1 protein-coding gene is annotated in these 532 nt (G+C 76.5%); it reads right to left on the bottom strand.

Annotation, left to right across the window (positions count from 1 at the left end):
• The coding region (locus ACFQ4O_RS18260) for a CCA tRNA nucleotidyltransferase (protein ID WP_378777866.1) at positions 1–532 on the bottom strand (532 nt) is incomplete at both ends.

The raw sequence follows: 532 nt of genomic DNA, 5'->3' as shown, positions 1-532 counted from the left end.
AGCTTCAGCAGCTCCGCCCGCACCCGCTCCCGCGACAGGCGCGCGAGCCCGTCCCTCTCGGCGGTGGCGGCGGCGAGGCCGGCCGGGTCCGGCGCGCCTTCGGCGAAGCGGGCGTGGAAGCGGAAGAAGCGCAGGATGCGCAGGTAGTCCTCGCGGATGCGGGCGTGCGGATCGCCGATGAAGCGCACCCGCCGCGCCGCGAGGTCCGCGAGGCCGCCCACATGGTCGTGCGCCACGCCGGACCGGTCGAGATAGAGCCCGTTGATGGTGAGGTCGCGCCGGGCGGCGTCCTCGGCCCAGTCGCGGGTGAAGGCGACGGTTGCGCGCCGCCCGTCGGTGGAGACGTCCCGGCGCAGGGTGGTGACCTCGAACGGCTCGCCGCGCGCCACCACCGTCACGGTGCCGTGCTCGATCCCGGTCGGCGCGGTCTTCCAGCCGGCGGCCTCGGCGCGGCGGATCACCTCGTCGGGCAGCGCGGTGGTGGCGATGTCCATGTCGCCGGGGCGCGCGCCGAGCAGCGCGTCCCGCACGG

Origin of the sequence: Methylopila musalis (genome assembly GCF_042679725.1) — a bacterium.
In the GTDB taxonomy this organism is placed as follows: domain Bacteria; phylum Pseudomonadota; class Alphaproteobacteria; order Rhizobiales; family Methylopilaceae; genus Methylopila; species Methylopila musalis.
The sequence above is the reverse complement of the archived record's forward strand: the minus strand, read 5'-3'. Positions and strand labels throughout refer to the sequence as shown.